This window comes from Deinococcus actinosclerus, from assembly GCF_001507665.1.
Classification (GTDB): domain Bacteria; phylum Deinococcota; class Deinococci; order Deinococcales; family Deinococcaceae; genus Deinococcus; species Deinococcus actinosclerus.
This window is the reverse complement of the sequence record NZ_CP013910.1, coordinates 251,981-269,076: the sequence shown is the minus strand read 5'-3', so window position 1 is coordinate 269,076 and position 17,096 is coordinate 251,981. Positions and strand designations below refer to the sequence as shown.

The 17,096-nt window shown below is 70.4% G+C and carries 17 protein-coding genes; 6 read left to right on the top strand and 11 right to left on the bottom strand.

From position 1 onward, the window contains the following. Window positions 1-42: 42 nt before the first annotated feature. The 6 genes from AUC44_RS01300 to AUC44_RS01280 all read right to left on the bottom strand — a co-directional run bounded on the left by AUC44_RS01300 (window position 43) and on the right by AUC44_RS01280 (window position 5,726). Window positions 43-591, bottom strand: a complete 549-nt coding sequence (locus AUC44_RS01300; protein WP_062157046.1) for a GNAT family N-acetyltransferase — start codon at window positions 589-591, stop codon at window positions 43-45. Between the two features lie 74 nt (window positions 592-665). Beyond that, window positions 666-2,714 carry an APC family permease gene (locus AUC44_RS01295; protein WP_470290474.1) on the bottom strand — a complete coding sequence of 683 codons (2,049 nt, stop codon included), beginning with the start codon at window positions 2,712-2,714 and terminating at the stop codon, window positions 666-668. Window positions 2,715-2,894: 180 nt separating this feature from the next. Continuing rightward, window positions 2,895-3,500, bottom strand: a complete 606-nt coding sequence (locus AUC44_RS01290; protein ID WP_231724498.1) for a histidine phosphatase family protein — start codon at window positions 3,498-3,500, stop codon at window positions 2,895-2,897. Continuing rightward, the gene (locus AUC44_RS16940; RefSeq protein WP_082688901.1) at window positions 3,497-4,459 is read right to left on the bottom strand and encodes an NUDIX domain-containing protein; all 963 of its coding nucleotides are present in this window, start codon (window positions 4,457-4,459) and stop codon (window positions 3,497-3,499) included. The genes AUC44_RS01290 and AUC44_RS16940 overlap by 4 nt, the downstream gene beginning before the upstream one ends. Further along, complete coding sequence (locus tag AUC44_RS16935; RefSeq protein ID WP_231724567.1) at window positions 4,456-5,091, bottom strand: nucleoside deaminase; 636 nt, start codon at window positions 5,089-5,091, stop codon at window positions 4,456-4,458. Before AUC44_RS16935 ends, AUC44_RS16940 begins: the two co-directional genes overlap by 4 nt. Before the next feature lie 29 nt (window positions 5,092-5,120). Next, the gene (locus AUC44_RS01280; protein ID WP_062157045.1) at window positions 5,121-5,726 is read right to left on the bottom strand and encodes a GGDEF domain-containing protein; all 606 of its coding nucleotides are present in this window, start codon (window positions 5,724-5,726) and stop codon (window positions 5,121-5,123) included. A 259-nt stretch (window positions 5,727-5,985) separates the two neighbouring features. Here AUC44_RS01280 and groES point away from each other — a divergent pair, with 259 nt between their 5' ends. From groES to AUC44_RS01260, 4 genes are all read left to right on the top strand, one after another. Continuing rightward, complete coding sequence (groES, locus tag AUC44_RS01275; protein WP_046843919.1) at window positions 5,986-6,273, top strand: co-chaperone GroES; 288 nt, start codon at window positions 5,986-5,988, stop codon at window positions 6,271-6,273. A 141-nt stretch (window positions 6,274-6,414) separates the two neighbouring features. Next, window positions 6,415-8,052 carry a chaperonin GroEL gene (gene groL / locus AUC44_RS01270; protein ID WP_062157044.1) on the top strand — a complete coding sequence of 546 codons (1,638 nt, stop codon included), beginning with the start codon at window positions 6,415-6,417 and terminating at the stop codon, window positions 8,050-8,052. A gap of 230 nt (window positions 8,053-8,282) precedes the next feature. After that, window positions 8,283-9,299, top strand: coding sequence for an LLM class flavin-dependent oxidoreductase (locus tag AUC44_RS01265; RefSeq protein ID WP_062157043.1), 1,017 nt, complete (start codon window positions 8,283-8,285; stop codon window positions 9,297-9,299). Between the two features lie 189 nt (window positions 9,300-9,488). Continuing rightward, a complete protein-coding gene (locus tag AUC44_RS01260) occupies window positions 9,489-10,064 on the top strand; it encodes a P-loop nucleotide/nucleoside kinase family protein (protein WP_062157042.1) in 576 nt (191 codons plus the stop codon). A gap of 204 nt (window positions 10,065-10,268) precedes the next feature. On the opposite strand, the gene AUC44_RS01255 is transcribed toward AUC44_RS01260, so the two are convergent. Further along, a complete protein-coding gene (locus tag AUC44_RS01255; RefSeq protein WP_157445119.1) occupies window positions 10,269-10,637 on the bottom strand; it encodes a DUF7079 family protein in 369 nt (122 codons plus the stop codon). On the opposite strand from AUC44_RS01255, the gene cpt reads away from it, so the two are divergent. Beyond that, a complete protein-coding gene (gene cpt / locus AUC44_RS01250) occupies window positions 10,636-11,196 on the top strand; it encodes a chloramphenicol phosphotransferase CPT (protein ID WP_062157040.1) in 561 nt (186 codons plus the stop codon). The two genes, AUC44_RS01255 and cpt, sit on opposite strands and share 2 nt — an antisense overlap. Here cpt and AUC44_RS01245 read toward each other — a convergent pair. Then, on the bottom strand, window positions 11,177-12,388 hold the full coding sequence (locus AUC44_RS01245) for a benzoate/H(+) symporter BenE family transporter (RefSeq protein ID WP_082688900.1): 1,212 nt from the start codon (window positions 12,386-12,388) through the stop codon (window positions 11,177-11,179). The two genes, cpt and AUC44_RS01245, sit on opposite strands and share 20 nt — an antisense overlap. A gap of 98 nt (window positions 12,389-12,486) precedes the next feature. Here AUC44_RS01245 and AUC44_RS16035 point away from each other — a divergent pair, with 98 nt between their 5' ends. Continuing rightward, a complete protein-coding gene (locus tag AUC44_RS16035; protein ID WP_231724497.1) occupies window positions 12,487-14,202 on the top strand; it encodes an aminotransferase-like domain-containing protein in 1,716 nt (571 codons plus the stop codon). A 251-nt stretch (window positions 14,203-14,453) separates the two neighbouring features. Here the strand turns inward: AUC44_RS16035 and AUC44_RS01230 are convergent, their stop codons facing one another. From AUC44_RS01230 to AUC44_RS01220, 3 genes are all read right to left on the bottom strand, one after another. Continuing rightward, the gene (locus AUC44_RS01230; RefSeq protein ID WP_062157036.1) at window positions 14,454-15,002 is read right to left on the bottom strand and encodes an HAD family hydrolase; all 549 of its coding nucleotides are present in this window, start codon (window positions 15,000-15,002) and stop codon (window positions 14,454-14,456) included. A gap of 44 nt (window positions 15,003-15,046) precedes the next feature. Beyond that, window positions 15,047-15,565 (bottom strand): hypothetical protein, encoded by a 519-nt coding sequence (locus AUC44_RS01225; RefSeq protein ID WP_082688899.1) that lies wholly within the window; start codon window positions 15,563-15,565, stop codon window positions 15,047-15,049. 149 nt (window positions 15,566-15,714) lie between these two features. Further along, window positions 15,715-16,947 (bottom strand): 2,3-bisphosphoglycerate-independent phosphoglycerate mutase, encoded by a 1,233-nt coding sequence (locus AUC44_RS01220; RefSeq protein WP_062157035.1) that lies wholly within the window; start codon window positions 16,945-16,947, stop codon window positions 15,715-15,717. Between the last annotated feature and the right edge of the window lie 149 nt (window positions 16,948-17,096).

Sequence of the window (17,096 nt, the reverse complement as noted above, 5' to 3'; positions counted from 1 at the left end):
GATGACGGACGCGACCCCCTGATCACCTGGGGCCGCCTCCGCCTACCGGTTCAGCAGCGCGGCGCGCACCTGCGGCCATTCCTCCGCGATGATCGAGTACATGACCGTGTCGCGCTGGGTGCCGTCCGGGCGGGGCATGTGCTGGCGCAGGACGCCCTCGCGCATAGCGCCGAGGCCCTCGATGGCGCGCTGGCTGCGGGTGTTCAGGATGTCCGTCTTGATCTCGACGCGCAGCACGCCCATCTGCCCGAAGGCGTGGTTGAGGAGCAGGCGTTTGAAGGTGCGGTTCGCGGGCGTGCGCATGAACGCCGGGGCCAGCCATGTGCTGCCGATCTCCAGGCGGCGGTGGTTCGGTCGCATCTCCATGAATCGGGTGGCACCCGCGAGTTCGCCGTTCACGAGTGTCACGAAGGGCATCTGGTCGCCGGCCTCCAGCGCGCCGGTGTAGTAGCGCTCCTGGGTGGGAAACGTCCCCATGCGGGCATACTCGGCCTCGTGCGCGGCGGCCAGCGCCAGCAGCGGCGTGATGTCCGAGTCGGTCAGGGGGCGCAGGGTGTACGGGCCGTCCGCAAGGGTGAGGTCGTGGCGCATGAGGTCACTGTACGGGGCGGAGGGGATGGCGCGAACAGACGGGGGGCCACAGTGGCCCCCTGTTCGGACTGCCGTTACCCGCCGACGTGCACCTGTGGGCGGCGCGCGGCGTTCCGCTCGGCGACGCGCAGCACCTCGCGCGTGAGGGGTGGAATGTCGCCCTCGCCGGCCAGGACGAAGCGCAGGGCGTTCTGGGCGGGGCCCTTCTCGCTCCACTCGAAGTACACGTGGGGCGGCACGCCGGTCAGGTCGCGGACGTGCAGCAGCACGGCGGCCAGCGTGTTCGGCACCGAGCTGCCCCGGGCGCGCAGGATGCCGTGCGCGCCGACCTGCACGCCGGTCACGTCCACCTGGGGGCGGAATTCGCTGGCGTCGGTGATCTCGACTTCCAGGAACAGCGCGGCCTCGTTGGGGCGCAGGTGGTTGTCCAGCCGCACCTCAAGGGCTTTTTCCTGATACTCGGCGGTGTCCCCGGCGTTCAGGCGGTTGGCGATGAAGCGCAGCGGCAGGCCACGCGCGGCGGTCTCACGGATGAGCTGCCCGGCACGCTCGTCGAGCACCACGCGCGAGACGCGCAGTTCGGTGCTGCGCCCGATCCGCGACCAGATGCTGACGGCCAGGATGCCCGCGATGAACGCCAGCGCGATCCACAGGCCCTCGGGGCGCTCGCGGATGGTGACGGCGCTGGTGTACACGAAGATCAGGCTGACGAGCGCGAACAGCGCGGCCGTGCCCCGGTGCCCGCGCCTCAGTTCGGTGAGGAACACCGCGACGGCCGCCGAGGTCATCAGGGCCAGCACGCCGGTCGCGTACGCCCCGGCCTGGGCGTCCACGTTCGCCTGGAACGCCAGGGTGACACCCGCGGCGATCAGCGTGAAGATCAGCACGAGGGGCCGCGTGGCGCGCGCCCAGTCGGGCGCCATGCCGTAGCGGGGCAGGTAACGCGGCACGATGTTCAGCAGCCCCGCCATGGCGGACGCGCCGGCGAACCACAGGATCAGGATGGTGCTGATGTCGTACGCCGTGCCGAAGCCCTCGCCGAGCCGCTCGTGGGCCAGGTACGCCAGGGCGCGCCCGTTCGCCTCGCCGGGCGGGGTGACGACCGTGACGGTGGCGGCACTCCCGCCGGGCCGGACGGTCACGGTGATCGGCACCCGCCCGCCCACGGTATCGGCCTGCACGACGTACGTGCCGCTGCGCCCGGCGGGGAGGGTCAGGGCGTACACCTCGCGCGGGCGGGTCTGGCTGTCCAGGGGGACGTTCACGACCGCGCGGCCCGCCGTCAGGTCGGCGCTGCTGACCTCGCGCGTGACGCTGGTCGCCGCCCAGAACTCGTGCCGGGGAATCAGGAGGGTCGTGATCAGGGACGAGCCGATCAGCAGGACGCTCATGATCAGGGCGGCGGTGGTGAGCAGTTTCTTCGCGTTGCGGATGCGCCCGGCGGGCCGCTGCGGCGTATCGGTCGGGTCGCCCTTCACGAGGGGCATGACGACCACGCCCGTCTCGAAGCCCGACAGGCCCAGCGCCAGCGCGGGGAACACCAGCAGCGCCGCGCCGATCAGGGCCAGCGGGCTGGTGTAGGCGCGTATAAGGGCGTCCCACCAGCCGCCCAGGAGGGTGGGATGCGTGAACACCTCGGCCGCGCCGTGCCCCACCACGATCAGGCTGAGGGTCAGGTACGCGGCCACGATGACCACCGCGATCCCGATGGCCTCCTTGAAGCCCTTGAGGAACACGGCGGCGAGCAGCGCGATCAGTCCCAGCGTGATGGGCACCTCGCGTCCGTCGAGTGCCGTTTTCAGGAACGGGTTCTCGATCAGGTGAGCGCTGGCATCCGCCGCCGAGAGCGTGATGGTGATCACGAAGCCCGTGGCGACGAAGCCGATCAGGGCCAGCACCAGCAGCTTGCTGGGCCAGTAGTTCAGGAGCCGCTCGAGCATGCTCAGGCTGCCGTCCCCGTGCGGGCTCTCCTGCGCCACGCGGCGGTACATGGGCAGCGCCCCGAAGAGGGTCACCAGCACGAGGACCAGCGTCGCCACCGGCGCGAGGGCCCCTGCCGCGAGCGCCGCGATGCCCGGCTGGTAGCCCAGGGTGCTGAAGTAGTCCACTCCGGTCAGGCACATCACCTTCCACCAGGGCTGCGTGTGCTGCTGGGTCTCGGGACGCTCCTGCTCGTAGAAGCCTTCCGGTTCGGGCTGGCCGGTTTCCAGGAACCAGCGCATGAACGGCGATCGATTCGGGATGGGCGGGGTCACGTCACGGAGTGTACGCGCGCCCCCCGGGCGCTCACCCTGCGGAAGACTTTAGAGGTGCGGGTCGAGGTTCACCCCGGTCAGCACGGCCGTGTGGTGGCCCCGGCTGAGGCGCAGCGTGGCGAAGGCGGTGTCCCCGAACGCGACCCACCCGCGCGAGGCGCCGAGCAGTTCGCGCAGCAGGCTGTTCCCGAAGCCACCGTGCGTGACGACCAGCACGCGCTGCCCGCCGCCCTGCCAGACGAGTTCCAGGGCGTGCAGAGCGCGGGCGCGGATGGCCGCCTGCGACTCGCCGCCGTCCGGGGTGAACGGGTCGAGGTCGTGCCGGAACGCGGGAATGGGGTAGCGCGCCAGGGCCTCCTCGCGGCCCATCCCGGCCAGCGGGCCGTTGTCCCATTCCCGCAGGAGGTCGGTGGGGGTCAGCGGGACGCCCAGCGCGTCCGTGACGATGCGGGCGGTGTCGTGCGCCCGGGCCAGCGTGGAGGTGTACGCCCGGTTGAACCCCGGCGGGTGCGCCTGCCAGTACGTGGCCAGCGCCGCCGCCTGCGCCTCCCCGGCCGGGGTCAGGGGACTGTCGCAGGTGCCCTCGTGGACGTTCTCGTCGTCGGCGCGGCTGCGGCCGTGACGCAGGATGGTCAGGTGCAGCTCGCCGGTCACGTGGTCCTCGTGGCGAGGAGGACGCACTCGCGGGAGCTGACCTGCACCTCGCTCACGCAGAGCTGCGGGTGCGTGAATGCCGCGTCGCGCAGCGGGTCGCCCGCGTGCCACGCCCCGTCCAGCCGGGCGCGGGGCGTGAGGTTGTCCAGAATCAGTGTCCCGCCGGGCCGCAGGGCGCGCGCCAGGGCCGGCAGCGTGTCCGGGGTCTTGGCCGCCGCGCAGTCCGCGAAGATCAGGTCGAACGGGGCCTCCAGCAGCGCGTCGTGCCAGTCGCCCAGCAGCACCCGCACGCGCGGATCGGCGCGCAGCACCGTCCAGGCCCGGCCCACACGCGTGCCGTCCCAGTCCACGCTCAGCAGCCGTCCCGAATCGGGCAGGCCCGAGAGCAGCCATGCCGCGCCCACGCCCAGGCCCGTGCCGAGTTCCAGCAGTCGCCCACCGGGCCGCGCGGCGGCCAGCGTGCGCAGCAGCGCCCCCACCTCCGGCGAGCAGGAGCGCGTGAATCCGGCGGTCTGCGCCGCGTCCACGGCCGTCTGTACGAGGGGCGGGGCCAGCAGGTGCGCCGGCGTCTGCCCGCGCGCCGCGAGACCTTGGCGCAGCTGGTGATCCTCCGCCCACGGCAGCGAGCGGGGATCCACCCACGCGACGGGGCGGCCCTCCGGGCTGGGTTCCAGGCGGGTCAGGTGCAGGGGCACGCAGACGCTCGGGGCGCCACTGACCCCCACGATCGGGAACGGGTCGCCCGCGACCTCGGCGCGCGCGCCCGCCTCCTCCCACGCCTCACGGGCCGCCGCCACCTCGGGCGTCTCGCCGGGGTGGATGCCGCCGCCCGGCAGCGTCCAGCCGCCCCACTCCAGGCCGGTCATCAGGACGAAGCCGTCCTCGCGTTCGATCCACGCGCAGGCGCGGCCCACCCGGTCCAGGCTGGGGGACAGGTCGATGAAGGCGGAGCGGGTCATGCCAGCGCCGCCAGCGCCCCGGCCAGCGGGGCGCGGCGGTCGCGCAGGGCCGTCAGGGTGTTAGAGGCGTGCAGCGCCTTCGCGAAGGCCACGTCCTGCGGGTGCGCCGCGTCGAAACTGTCCAGCACGTTGCGGCTCCCACCCGTCTGAAGTTCGTCCAGCAGGGCGTGCAGCATCAGCCGCAGCGCCGCGCGCTGCACGTCCGCCGGGGCGCGCTCCACGCGGATGCGCTTGCGGGACACGTACGGGTCATGGGTCAGCAGGTGCGTGCAGCCCGCCCACGGGTCTGCCGCCGCGTACGCCACGCCGCGCAGGCCGCTCATGGCGATCGCCCCGGCACACTGCGGGCAGGGCTGCACGGTCGTCAGGACCGTCCACCCGTAGCAGTCCGGGCGGGGCGTGCCTTGCAGGGCCAGCAGCGCGTTGATCTCCGCGTGCGCCAGGTCTGAGCCGCTGATCACGCCCGCCACGCCGCGCGGCTCGTTCAGGCGGTTGCGCCCCCGCGCGATCACGGTCCCAGTGGCGTCAATCACGCACGCCCCGATGGGCAGCGACCCCGAACAGTAGGCGTCCCACGCCTCCGACAGGGCCGCGTGCCAGCCCGCGCCGGGTGCCCCGGCCTCGCCTCCCACGGCCCACGCCCCACCGCCCACACCCCCGCTCACAGTTCGCCCCGGTTCTTCTCGATCAGGTCGTCCAGCGCCTCGCGCAGCAGGCTGGCCTCGGTGCGGCCCAGCGCGCCGGACAGTTTGGCGAGGCGTTCGAGCTGGCTCTTGGGGTAGTAGTTGCTTTTCAGGACCATCTTGCTTTCCACGTAGATGCACGCGCGGCCGCGGCCCTCGCGTTTGGCGCGGATCATGGCCTCGTCGGCGGCGCGCTTGAGGTCGTCGTAGGTGCTGGCGTGCGCGGGCCGCGCGGCCAGCCCGACGCTGAGGCCCAGGCCGCGCGGCCACTGCGGGTCGCGGTGAATGTGGAAGTGCCGGATAACCTCGTCCAGGAGGATCAGGGCGGTCTCGGCGGCCGTCTCGGGGAGGATGGCGGCGTACTCGTCCCCGCCGATGCGCCCGATGACGCTGCCGGTGGGGAGGCTGCCGGACAGCAGGCGTTCCACGCCGCGCAGCACGCGGTCGCCCTCGGCGTGCCCGAGCGTGTCGTTGAGGCTCTTGAAGTGGTCGAGGTCCAGCACGGCCAGGGTCAGCGGGGCGCCCCGGAGGGCGTCGAAGGCGGTCTCGAAGTCGGCGCGGGTCAGGATGGTGGGGCGCGGCATGGGCAGGGGTCCTCCGGGGCGGCGGCGAGGTGGGAAGCAGGGCGTATGTTCACTTTACATATATACGTTCAGAGATATACGTGGCAAGCGGATATGTGGAATCCGCGTGCTGGCGCACCTTGAGCGCACCACGCTCAGATTGTCGGATTCTGAAGTTTGACATTTCTTCCAGTACAGCCCTATTCTTGCGTGCGGAACGGCAAAAAGCCGGGAACCCCGGCCCCCTGCCGAGGCCCACCCCATTCAAGGAGGACACAACATGCTGAAACCACTAGGTGACCGCGTTCTGGTTGAAATCATCGAGGAAGCCGAGCAGAAGACCGCCGGCGGCCTGTACGTCCCCGACAGCGCCAAAGAGAAGAGCCAGCGCGGCAAGGTCATCGCCGTCGGCAACGGCAAGATGCTCGACAACGGCACCCGCGTGGCGCTGGACGTCAAGGAAGGCGACACCGTGTACTTCGCCAAGTACGGCGGCACCGAAGTCAGCCTCGAAGGCAAGAACTACAGCCTCCTCAGCGAACGCGACATCCTCGCGATCGTCGAGTAAACCAGCCGTGAGGGACCAGCTGGCCTGACCGCCCGCCCCCTCACCCCCGCCGCTTCGCGGCTCCCCCTCTCCCACAAGGGGAGAGGCGTGCAACACCCCCCACTCTGAGCGCACCGCCGCTCACTTCAAAGGAGCACCATCATGGCTAAACAGCTCGTGTTCGATGAACAGGCCCGCCGCGCCCTCGAGCGTGGCGTCAACGCCGTCGCCAACGCCGTCAAAGTCACCCTCGGGCCCCGCGGCCGCAACGTCGTCATCGAGAAGAAGTTCGGCAGCCCCACCATCACCAAGGACGGCGTCACCGTCGCCAAGGAAGTGGAGCTGGAGGACAAGCTCGAGAACATCGGCGCCCAGCTGCTGAAGGAAGTCGCCAGCAAGACCAACGACATCACCGGTGACGGCACCACCACCGCCACGGTCCTCGGCCAGGCCGTCGTGAAAGAAGGCCTGCGCAACGTCGCCGCCGGCGCCAACCCCCTCGCCCTGAAGCGCGGCATCGACAAGGCCGTCGCCGTCGCCATCGAGGAAATCAAGAAGCTCGCCGTGCCCGTCGAGGACAGCGAAGCCATCAAGAAGGTCGCGGGCATCAGCGCCAACGACGAGCAGGTCGGTCAGGAAATCGCCAGCGCGATGGACAAGGTCGGCAAGGAAGGCGTCATCACCATCGAAGAGAGCAAGGGCTTCGACACCGAAGTGGACGTCGTCGAAGGCATGCAGTTCGACAAGGGCTTCATCAACCCCTACTTCATCACCAACCCCGAGAAGATGGAAGCCGTCCTCGAAGACGCCTACATCCTCATCAACGAGAAGAAGGTCAGCAACCTCAAGGACATGCTGCCCATCCTCGAAAAAGTCGCCCAGACCGGCCGTCCCCTCCTGATCATCGCCGAGGACGTCGAAGGCGAAGCCCTCGCCACCCTGGTCGTCAACAAGCTGCGCGGCACCCTGAACATCGCCGCCGTGAAGGCCCCCGGCTTCGGTGACCGCCGCAAGGAAATGCTGCGCGACATCGCCGCCGTCACCGGCGGGGAAGTCGTCAGCGAAGACCTCGGCCACAAGCTCGAGAACGTCACCATGGACATGCTCGGCCGCGCCGCGCGCATCCGCATCACCAAGGACGAAACCACCATCGTGGACGGCCGCGGTGAGCAGAGCGCCATCGACGCCCGCGTCAACGCCATCAAGGGCGAACTCGACACCACCGACAGCGACTACGCCCGCGAGAAGCTTCAGGAGCGCCTCGCCAAGCTGGCCGGCGGCGTGGCCGTCATCCGCGTCGGTGCCGCCACCGAAACCGAACTGAAAGAGAAGAAGCACCGCTACGAGGACGCCCTGAGCACCGCGCGCAGCGCCGTGGAAGAAGGCATCGTCGCGGGCGGCGGCACCACCCTGCTGCGCGTCATCCCCGCCGTGCGCAAGGCCGCCGAGAGCCTCGTCGGCGACGAAGCGACCGGCGCCCGCATCCTGATCCGCGCGCTCGAAGAGCCCGCCCGTCAGATCGCCGCGAACGCCGGTGAAGAAGGCAGCGTCATCGTGAACGCCGTCATCAACAGCGACAAGCCCCGCTTCGGCTTCAACGCCGCCACCGGCGAGTACGTCGAAGACATGGTCGCCGCCGGCATCGTCGACCCCGCCAAGGTCACCCGCACCGCGCTGCAGAACGCCGCCAGCATCGGCGCGCTGATCCTCACCACCGAAGCCATCGTCAGCGACAAGCCCGAAAAGGCCGCGCCCGCCGCGCCCGCCGGCGGCCCTGACATGGGCGGCATGGACTTCTAAGAGCAGTAACTCCTGCGCTGACTGGTCAAGAAAGACGAGGGGCCGCCCCCGAGTCTGAGGCCACCAGAAACGCAGAAGGCTGAAATAGGGAAAGCCGGGGCGTGATGCTCCGGCTTTCTTCTATGGAAGTCAGTGAGCCGGATGCTGGAATCCGACACAGGGCGCATGTCCATTTAGATTTACATACCAAACCGCTTTACTTTTTCAACCGTCCGCGCTAGCCTGTGGGCATGAAGAAGATCGGCTTTCTCTCGTTCGGGCACTGGAATCCGTCCCCGCAGTCCGGCACGCGCTCGGCGGCGGATGTGCTGCACCAGACCATCGAGCTGGCGGTCGCCGCCGAGGAACTGGGCGCGGACGGCGCGTACGTGCGCGTGCATCACTTCGCGCAGCAGCTGGGCTCGCCGTTCCCGCTGCTGGCCGCGATGGGCGCGAAGACCAACCGCATCGAGCTGGGCACCGGCGTGATCGACATGCGCTACGAGAACCCGCTGTACATGGCCGAGGATGCCGGTTCCGCCGACCTGATCTCCGGCGGGCGCCTGCAGCTGGGCATCAGCCGGGGCTCGCCGGAACAGGTGATCGACGGGTGGCGGCACTTCGGATACGCGCCCGCCCCCGGCGAGACGGAAGCGGACATGGCGCGGCGGCACGCCGAGGTGTTCCTCGACATGATCGAGGGCAAAGGCTTCGCGCAGCCCAACCCCCGCCCGATGTTCCCGAACCCGCCCGGTCTGCTGCGGCTGGAGCCGTACTCGGCGGGCCTGCGCGACCGCATCTGGTGGGGCGCCGCGTCGAACGCCACCGCCGAATGGGCCGCGAAGATGGGCATGAACCTCCAGAGTTCCACCCTGAAGGTGGACGAGAACGGCAAGCCCTTCCATGTGCAGCAGGCCGAGCAGATCCGCGCGTACCGCGAGGCGTGGAAGGAGGCGGGGCACGCCCGCGAGGGGCGCGTGTCGGTCAGCCGCAGCATCTTCGCGCTCGTGAACGACCAGGACCGCATGTACTTCGGACGGCAGGGTGGGCAGGACCAGTTCGGGGTGATCGACCAGTACCGCGCCGTGTTCGGCCGCAGTTACGCCGACGAACCGGACCGCCTGATCGAGCAGCTGCGGCAGGACGAGGCCATCGCGGAGGCGGACACGCTGCTGCTGACCGTCCCGAACCAGCTGGGCGTGGACTACAACGCGCACCTGATCGAGAGCATCCTCACGCACGTCGCGCCGGGCCTGGGCTGGCGCTGACAGCGGTGTTCAGATGTGCTGATGGATCGTCTCAGCACATCTGAACCGAGCGGAGCGAGATGCCGTGACATCAGCGGTTGGAAGTGGCATTGAAGGGCGCGGTGTCGACCCTTCAATGGAACTGGACACCGCTGTGAGTCCCCACAAGGTGTGACGCGGCGGCCCGGCACCGGTAGTAACGTGGCCCGCATGCCACTCCTGCTGATCGTGTCGGGCCTGCCCGCCTCCGGAAAATCCACGCTGGGCGCGCGCCTGGCCGCCGCGCTGAACCTGCCGTTCGTGACGAAGGACGAATACAAGGCCCTGCTGCTGGCCCGACTGCCGGACCTGTCGCGGGACGTCTCCGGCCCCCTGAGCTTCGACGTGATGTGGCACGTCGCGGGCGTCACCCTCACCGCTGGTGTGGATACCCTGCTGGAATCGCACTTCTACCACGGGGTCAGCGAGAGGCACATCCTCACGCTTGCCAAGACCCACGGGGCGAGGGTCGCGCAGGTGTTCTGCCAAGCGCCTGTGGACGTCCTCCAGGCGCGGCACGACGCGCGGGTGGCGTCGTGCCGCCGGCCCGGGATTGACCTTCCGATGGAGTACGCGACCCTGCCTGCCCACTGCTGCTGGACGCCACTCGACCTGGGCGACGCCCCCTGCCTGACCGTGGACACCACCCAGCACGACGCACTGCCCGGCATCCTGACGTGGCTGCACGCCCAAAGAGAAAGCAGCCCGCTGAGGGGCTGCTCTGATGGTGCAGACGGACTGGGTTGACCAGCGTCACCTGCTCGCGCGTCCGTTTTTTGTGAATCCCAGAGGTGGACGCCTCCCTCAAGTGCAGTGATGCCTTTCCAGTGCCGGGGCGCGAAAACTCGCGCAGAGTCCGAAGTGGACGTTCGCTCGTGAGAACCAGCGGGATAGGCACGGCACGACCTCGTCAGGTCAGAAATACAAGTATGACAGGCGTTTCGCCATCTGTCAACTGCCGGGCGCCTGTTCTGCCCTGAACCGAGCCTCCACCGCCTGCCAGTCGGCGCGGATCACCCGCAGGGCCAGCGCGCCGGTCAGCGTGGGCCGCGCCCGGCCCGCCCGGAAGCGGTCCTCCAGACCCGACAGGTCGAAGGCGTCCCACACGCCCGCTGCGCTCAGCAGGTTGCCCCCCAGCACCGGCGCCACCTCGGCCCGGAGGATCTGCCGCAGTTCCGGCAGGCTGAAACCCGTGGCGCGCAGCTGCACCGCCACGTCCGCCGGGTCGACCTCGGTGTCCAGGAACAGCGCCGAGAGGGCTCGCCACGCGGCGCGGCGCCGCGGCATCCGGCTGTCAGGGGACGGGTAGGGTGTGGTCATGAGCGTTCAGGTGATCGTCCTCAACGGCGGGTCCAGCGCCGGGAAGTCCAGCATAGCCCGCCACCTTCAGGCGCTGCTTCCCGGCGTGTGGCTCACGCTGGGCACCGACACGCTGGTCGCGGCGCTGCCCGCGTCCCTGCGGGAATCCGGGGACGGGATCACGTTCGCGGCGGACGGCACCGTCGCCACCGGAGAGGTGTTCCGGCGCGTGGACACCGCGTGGAGTCTGGGCGTGGCGCAGGTCGCCCGGGCGGGCGCGCCCGTGATCGTGGACGAGGTGTTCCTGGGGGGGGCGGCCTCGCAGGCGCGCTGGCAGGCCGCGCTGGCGGACCTGGAGGTGCTGTGGGTGGGTGTGCAGTGCGATCCGGAGGTTGCCGCTGCGCGCGAGGCGGCGCGGGGCGACCGCGTGACCGGCATGGCCCGCGCGCAGGCGGCACTGGTGCACCGGGGCGTGCAGTACGACCTGACGGTGGACACCACGGGCCGCGACGCGCTGGCCTGCGCGCACCTCATCGCCGCGCAGGTCAAGGCCAGGGCTGTCAGCGGGCCGCCGGTCTGAGCGGCCGCCGCTCGATGGCGTACACGATCAGCCCGGCCAGGATGCCCCAGAAGGGCGCGCCGATACCGAGTGGGGCGATGCCGCTCAGGGCGACGAGCAGGACGACGGGCGCGGCGAGACTCCCGGCCTGGGCGCCCTGGAAGGCGGCCTGGAGGCTGCTGCCCATGGCGGCCAGCAGGGCCAGCCCGGCCAGCGCAGCGATGGCCTGGGTGGGAAGAATGCCGAGGAGGTGCAGCACGGTGCCCGCGAACAGCGCCACGATCATGTTGAACACGCCCGCCCAGACGGCGGCGGTGTAGCGTTTGCGCGCGTCCGGATGCGCCTCGGGACCCGTGACGATGTTCGCCAGCAGCGCCCCCAGGGTGAGGTTGTGGCACCCGGCGAACGCGGCGGCGCTGCTGGCGATCCCGCACGCCCGCAGGATCGGGCCGGGCGCGGGTTCGTAGCCGCTGGTCTTCAGGACGCCGAAGCCCGGCACGAACTGCCCCGTGAAGGCCAGGAGCGTCAGCGGCAGCGCGAGGTTCAGCGTGGCATGCAGGCTGAACTGCGGCAGGACGAACTCCGGGCGGGTCAGGGCCAGCGCGACGGGTTGCGGGTGCCAGAGGTTCAGGACGCCGCTGGCGACCACGCCGGTCAGCAGCACGCCCGCCACCGCCCAGCGCGGCGCGACGAGCCGCAGCGCGAAGTACGCGACGATCATCACGCCCACCAGCGCCGGGGCCGTGCCGAAGGCCTGAAGGGCCCGGAACCCGAAGGGCAGCAGGATCGCGGCGTTCAGCGCGGCCGCCAGCGGCGCCGGAATGGCCTGCAACGCCCGCGTGAGGGGCGGGAACAGCCCCAGGCCCAGCACCAGCAGCCCCGATGTCAGGAACGCCCCCACCGCCTCCGGGAACGGGATACCCGGCAGGGCCGTCACGAGCAGCGCGATGCCCGGCGTGCTCCACGTCACCAGAATCGGCATGCGGGTGCGCAGGCTCAGGATGATCCCGGTCAGGCCCGCCAGCAGCGCGTGCGCCCACAGCCACGACATCGCCTGACCGTCACTGAGGTGCGCGGCCTGCGCCACCGAGTAGATCAGCACGTTCGGGCCCGCCCAGCCGATCAGCATGGTGATCAGCCCGGCCAGCACCGCACTGGGATGCGAATCCCGCCAGAACGAGGGCGCACGACTGGCGGCAGGGAGCGTGGTCATGCCCCAGAGTGTGCACCCGAATGGCCCCCTGACGGCAGAGGCAATGGCCCGCGCATTGGCCTGCTCATCCAGACAGATTGGCCCGTAAGCTGAACCCCATGCCCCCCCAGTCCGGCCCCCCCGACGCGCCCCACTGGGCCGCCCTGCTGCGCGGCTGGCGCGACCACCCCGGCCCCCTCCACACCCGCCTGCACACTCACCTCCAGGCCGCCATCGACCGGGGCGAACTCACGCCCGGGCAGCGCCTCCCCGCCGAACGCACCATCGCCGCGCTGCTCGGGGTCAGCCGCGCCACCGCCGTCACCGCCCTCGACGACCTCACCGCCAGCGGCTACCTCACCCGGCACGTCGGACGCGGCACGCACGTCGCCCCCACCGCCCCCCGCGCCCAGCCCCTCCTGACGCTGCGCACCCCCGTCGGCGCGGCCCACCCCAGCGAGATCGACCTCACCATCGCCGTGCCCGTCCTCACCGACCAGCAGCGCACCCGCCTGCGCGACGCCGCCACACACGCCCAGTACGACAGCCCCTACCACCCCCACGGCCTCCCCGACCTGCGCGACCTCATCGCCCAGCACTACGCCCGCGCGGGCCTTCCCACCACCCCCGACCAGATCCTCATCACCAGCGGCGCCCAGCAGGCCATCGCCCTCACCGCCCACACCCTCCTCAGGCGCGGCGACACCGCCCTCTTAGAGACCCCCACCTACTTCGGCGCCATCGACGTCATGCGCGCCGCCGGCGCCCACCTCACCGGCACCCCCGTCACCGCCCAGCACCTCGACCCCGACCACTTCGCGCACCAGACCCGCACCCACCACCCCCGCCTCGCGTTCCTCACCCCCACCCACCACAACCCCACCGGCACCACCCTCCCCCACCCCGCCCGGCAACGCCTCGCCGCGCACCTCCACGACACGCGCCTCCCCACCCTCGAAGACGACACCCTCCTCGACCTCCCCTTCACCGACACCCCCCACCCCCCCGCCTCAGCACCCTCGCCCCCCACGCCCCCATCCTCAACGTCGGCTCCCTCAGCAAGCTCTACTGGGCCGGCCTGCGCATCGGCTGGCTCCGCCTCCCCCCCACCCTCGCCCCCACCCTCAAACAGGCCAAGACCCTCACCGACTTCGGCAGCAGCCAACCCGCCCAGCACCTCGCCCTCCAGCTGCTGGGCGACCTCCCCACCCTCATCAGCGAGCGCCGCGCCGCCATCACCCCCGCCCGCGACCACCTCGCCCAGCTCCTGCGCACCCACCTGCCCGACTGGACGTTCACCACCCCACCCGGCGGTCAGTTCCTCTGGATCACCCTCCCCACCCCCACCGCCAGCGCCTACACCCACCACGCCGCCCGCCACGGCCTGCGCCTCTACCCCGGCGCGAGCATGGGCGTCACCCCCCTCCCCGACCAGTACCTCCGTATCCCCTTCACCCTGCACCCCGACCACATTCCCGAAGCGGTCAAGCGGCTCGCGCGGGCTTGGGGGGAGTTCACGAGCCGGGGGAGTGAGCGGCTGGCGTGAATTGGGTTGGAAGGTGGGCGCCTGCGGCGGGCCTCCCCACCCCCCAGCCCCCATCCCCAGGGGGGACGGGGGAGCGGTCGCTGCGCTCGGCAGGTCTTTCTCTGGCCTGCTGGGTGGGGCACTGGCGGGGACGGCCACGGATGGGGCTGCGTGCCTCCGGTCGCGCCGCGTTCGCCCCGCGCGCTGCGCGCACGACGGGCTCGTCTGCCACGACGATTCTGAGGCCACACAACCTGGTGCGGGCCAGAAGGTTCTACTCATTCTCGCTTTGGCAAAAGCGGGGTTTTGAAAGTCGATCAGCGGCGCGAAGCGTCCCACCGATCACCTGACCGCAGACCCCCACCGGCCGTCTTGCGCGCAGCGCGCGGGCCTGCGAGGGGGCGGCAGGATGGCGTCGAAGCCGGACCCGTCACCGCCCACCACAAACACGCCACAGGAGTAAAAACTCTTGCCCAGTGCCAACGTAGCCCCCCCCTGCCCCTCTGGGGTAGGGGGTTGGGGGGTGGGGAGGCCCGCCGCCAGGCGCAACCACTCCAACAATCACTCCAGAACCCGCCCCCGCCACCCCCGCTTCTCCACCCGCCGCAGGTCGGGTGTGTCCGCGATGCTCAGCAGGTACCGGGCGAGGCGGGGCAGTTCGTCGTCGGTGGGGTCGCCGGTCCAGGGGGTGACGCGGACGAGGTGGCCGTAGCCGGAGGCCCAGTTCTGTGGTCGGTCGTCGATGGCGAGGATGCGTTCGCGGGGGGAGCGGGACCGAATCCAGGTGGCGCGGAGTTTCCGGGCGGGTTTGCGGGGATGGAGGTCGCCGTGCTCGTCGCGGTGCCAGGAGCAGCGGTCGCGGTGCCAGAGGAACGCGGCCGTGCGGGCGAGGTCGAGGCCGATCTGGGTGTGGATGAGCTGGAGTCCGGCGTGCATCCAGTCGGGGCTGGCGGCGGTCCAGATGGCGTGGTCGTACGCGGCGTGTGTGTCGTGGAGGAAATCGCGGAGGTGGGGGCGGAGGGTGATGTGCGCGGTGGTGTGGGTGGGGTCGGGGGCGCCATGCCAGAGGGTTTCGTCCAGGTCGAGGATCAGGAGGGGCCGGGGCGGCATGGGTCAGGATAGGAAAAACCCCTCCGGGCGGGAGGGGTCTGGGGTTACTTGTGGCCCTGGGTTTTCTTGTACTGGCCGGGGGGCATGCCGCCGGGTTTCTTTTGCAGGCCGGGGGCTTTGGCCCAGGCGGCCTGGCGGGCCATGACGTTCATGAGGGGTTGGCGGGTGCCGTCTTTGGCGGTGACGACGATGCTCTGCGCGCTGAGGGGTTGGGCGGTGGTGATGGGTCGCGCGAGGGGGTAGATCTCTTTGGCGTAGGTGGTGGTGCCGGGGACCTGGGTCATGACCTGGACCTGGGTGAGGTGGGTAGTGGGGTAGGCGGGGTTGACGATGATGCCGCCGCCGCTGCTGATGGTGGCGGCGGGTTGGTTGGTGGGGGTGAGGAGGGTGACTTTGACGCCCTGGCTGAGGAGATTCAGGAGGGTGGCGGTGGTCTGGATGACGCTGGGGTACTGGAGGCTGGCGCTGATGTTGACGCTGAGCGTCTGGGCGCCGGCGCTGCTGGGGAGGGTGGCGGCGCCGAGGGTGGCCGCGAGGGCGGTGGTCAGGATGGCTCTGTGCATGGTGGTCCTCCGTGTTCCGCGTGGGAACGTAATGGGTTCACCTTGCCGCCTGAATCTGACGCTGGGCTGAAGGGCGGCTTGAGTGGGCCCTGAGGAAACGGCCCCGTCGCCGGGGGGGGCGAGGGGGCCGTGCGGGGAAGGTTGTGTGGTTACGCGCCGTACTTGTTGAGCTTCAGGGCGTTGGCCATGAGGAGGGGCATGAGGTCGGTGCCGCGGCGCAGGCCGAGGCTGCCTTTCAGGGCTTCGTCTTCGGTGTAGCGCTGGGCGAGGTCACGGCGGCCGTAGTTGCTGCGGATGAGCAGGGGCACGGGGTGCCAGGAGTGCGTGGCGAGTTTGCTGGGGGTGCTGTGGTCGCCGACGATGGCGATGACGTCGGGGTTCAGCGCCAGCAGCTGGGGCAGCAGAGCGTCGAAGAGTTCGATCTTCTTGACCTTGGCTTTGAAGTCGCCGTCCTCGCCGGTGCTGTCGGTCTTCTTGACGTGGAAGTAGAAGAAGTCGTACTTGCTCCAGTTGTCCTTGAGGGCCTGGACCTTGCCGTCCAGGGCGTCTTCTTCGCCCTGCACGGTGAGGACGTCCATGCCGACGAGGCTGGCGAGGCCCTTGTACATGGGGTAGCTGGCGATGCAGGCGGCCTTGAGCTGGTAGGCGGCGTCGAAGCTGGGGAAGTGGGGGACGTCGCTGTAGCCGCGGAAGAGGACGCCGTTGACCTGCGTCTCGTCCTTGAGGGCGGTTTCGGCGCGCTGCACGAAGGCGTTGACGAGGTCGGCGGTCTTCTGGCTGGCGTCGTCGTGGGCCTGGGCGGTCATGGGTTGCACGCCGGTCGCCTGGGGGTCCACGTCGCTGAGGTTCGCACCCAGGGCCGCGCCGCCGCCTGCGCGGAAGACGACCACGAAGCGGTGCTCCGACTCGGTGTAGATCTCGACGGGCGTGCCGTCGATGTCGGGGATGGCGGCCTTGAGCTTGCCCACGATCTCGGCGTTCTTCTCGTCGCTGGGGCGGCCCGCGCGGCGGTCCTGCACGATGCGGCCTTCGCCGAGGGTGGCGAAGTTGCCGCGCACGGCGACATCGCCCGCGCCGAGTTTTACGCCAATGCCGACGGCACTCAGCGCGCCGCGACCCACGACGTAGCGCAGGGGGTCGTACCCGAAGAGGCTGAGGTGGCCGGGGCCGCTGCCGGGGGTGATGCCCGCACCGACGAGTTCGACCTGCCCGAGCTGGCTCTGCGCGGCCAGGGCGTCGAGGTTGGGGGTCTTCGCGGCGGCGAGTTCGGTGTCGCCGTTCGTTTCGAGGGGCAGGCCGCCCACGCCGTCGAGGACGACCATCAGGATCTTGCTGTCGGTCGGTTTGGCGAGGTCGCGGATGGTGTCCAGAAGGTCGCTCATGCCCGTCAGTGTACGCCGGACACGAACTGGGGCAGGTCAGGGCATATGGGCAGGTGCGGTGGTCGCCAGAATGCCGACGAGGCTGGATTATCCGTGCTGGACGGCGCACAGCTCAGCGGGTTCGCACTCGCTTGAACCGGGTGCAACCT